We start from the raw sequence: 2194 nt of genomic DNA on the forward strand, positions 1-2194 counted from the left end.
CACATTCGATGCCGCAAGGGGCCGTCCACCCATCATTCTAGGGCGGAGCAAGGAGCGAAGCGACGCGCGCAGACCCTAGAATCCATGCCGTGACATTGGCCATAGGATGCAACAGTCCAGAATAGCCGCCGATAACTGCGCCAGCCAAGATCGCCAGATGACCGGCTCTGTCTACATAACCGCAAGCATTCGCCGATGCCATTCAGCGCGCGCGTCATTGAAGCGCTGGCCTCGCCGATGGAAGGTCGAGCTCATGGAGAAAGCCTACCCTTAATAGTTCGAGCTCTTTCGTGGAATTGGCTGGTGAACGCCTTGAACCGTGGTGGCTCTCGACCGTCACGGCACGGATTCTAGGGTCTGCGCGCGTCGCTTCGCTCCTTGCTCCGCCCTAGAATGACGAAGGATACGTTCTGCCCTGCCGCTGCTCAATTCATCACCATGTCCGCCGGCTGGAAGGTCGGCAGCGCCTGGGGAAAGACCAGCACCGCCGCGCCGTAGAGGAGCAGGGCGACGCCCGACACCTTGGCTATGCCCTTTCCCGCCGGGAGGGTCTTTTCCGCAAAGATCAGCAAGGTGACCACGGCCATTGCGGCGACATTCATGATCCCGAGCGGGAAAAGTGCCAGAAACAGGAGCCAGCAACAGCCCAGACAAAAGGCGCCGTGCTCGAGGCCCATGCGGACCGCCCCCCATTGACCGTCGCGCCAGGAGGTCAGGATAAAACCGATTGGCGTGCGGCATTTGGCCAGGCACAGATCCTTCAGTGGCGAGAGCTGGTAGGCGCCTGCAACGATCAGCAGGACGCCGCCGATGCGGGCGGCAGTCGCCGTGGACAATCCCGCATGATCGGCAAGCGTCTCGGCGCCTGCGGCACCGGCAAAGGCCAAAACGCCCACCGTGCCCCAAACCAGCATATAGCCTGCCACGAACACCCAGGTGGCAACAAAGGCTTCGCCGCGACCCCGTTTGCCGGCTTGGACCTGGTGGAAGGTCAGAATCATGGGCGCCGCCGTCGGAAACATCATGGCAATCATCATGATCATCCAGATGGCAAGAAACAGCGGCGCCCCCATGCCCATGGTGGGTGAGTACATCTTCATGCGCATGTCCGCGTCCATGCCGATCTGCTGCCGGATGAGCAAGACCCACGCCGCCGCGGCGACAGCGCCCAACAGGGCGAGAATGATGTTTCGCTGCAAAGTCAGCGTCATGGGCGAGGCCGTTGCGACCATGCGTGCGGGACTATTGCTGGCCGGACCAATTGATCGGAGCGTAGTGCGCGTTTCGGCGGGAATTGTCCCAACTCATGCCATGGTCGCTGAAAGTATTGCCTTCCACGCCCATCGCAAAACCGAGCCAGTCGGGATTGACGGGATGGCCGGTAGCCGCCCACATCTCACCGTCCTCGCGCATTGTCGGCAACGGTTCGACCGCCAACTGCATCACGCCGGCAATCTCCACCGACCGCTTCTTGCCGTCGGCCTGGTATTTGATCGGCACCTTCTTGGCTCCGAGATTGGTGCTGATCATCGGCGCGAAGGCGGCCATCGGCCCGCCCGCGGCGCCGGTGAAGATAGCGCCCAGCGCTTCGGTCTGCCTATCATCTGCATGGTCGTCGATGTAGGCGGCAGCCGTCCAATTGCCCTCCGCCATCGGGCCTGGCGTGTGAGCAACCATCGCGACATTGAGCCCGTCCAATCGAACGTCCCCGAAACTGCCCTTGTCGATATGAAAGACCAGAGCGACGTCGCAAACGCCTTTCGTCGGCTTCGATGTCAGCTGCGCCTTGGTCGACAGCAGGCAAGGACATACGACATCGCAGCTGCAATTCTCGAAATAACTTCCAGACAATCGCCAACTGACTGCCATTTACACCTCCCATTGTGTCAGGCGTGTCCGGCTTTGGCGAGGCGGTGCCGTTTCACGGATCGTGATAACGGCAGATAGCCCGCACCGCGACTGATCGGCACGCCGGGGCAGTAATTTAAGTTTAGGCTAATAGAGCGTACGCCGTTGTCCGGCACTGTCAAGCGGAGGGCTGCGGTGCCTCGGCGGTGGGCAAGCGCTGGCGAGACAGGTGATGGGCGGCCCGATGGAAACCGGCGGCCGTAACGTATCCTTCGTCATGTATGGACGGCCCCTTTTGGGCAAGAGGCAAAATGGCGGCAGCGGCGTAAGTCTGGAGCGGTCATGT

The 2194-nt window shown here is 61.3% G+C and carries 2 protein-coding genes; both read right to left on the minus strand.

All coding sequences use genetic code 11. The annotated features are described in order from the left end of the window. Positions 1 to 425 precede the first annotated feature (425 nt). Positions 426 to 1211 (minus strand): DUF2182 domain-containing protein, encoded by a 786-nt coding sequence (locus FJW05_RS27300; protein ID WP_140637170.1) that lies wholly within the window; start codon positions 1209 to 1211, stop codon positions 426 to 428. Positions 1212 to 1242: 31 nt separating this feature from the next. Next, positions 1243 to 1869 carry a DUF1326 domain-containing protein gene (locus tag FJW05_RS27305; RefSeq protein ID WP_140637172.1) on the minus strand — a complete coding sequence of 209 codons (627 nt, stop codon included), beginning with the start codon at positions 1867 to 1869 and terminating at the stop codon, positions 1243 to 1245. Positions 1870 to 2194 lie beyond the last annotated feature (325 nt).

Source organism: Mesorhizobium sp. B2-9-1, assembly GCF_006439455.1.
In the GTDB taxonomy this organism is placed as follows: Bacteria; Pseudomonadota; Alphaproteobacteria; order Rhizobiales; family Rhizobiaceae; genus Mesorhizobium.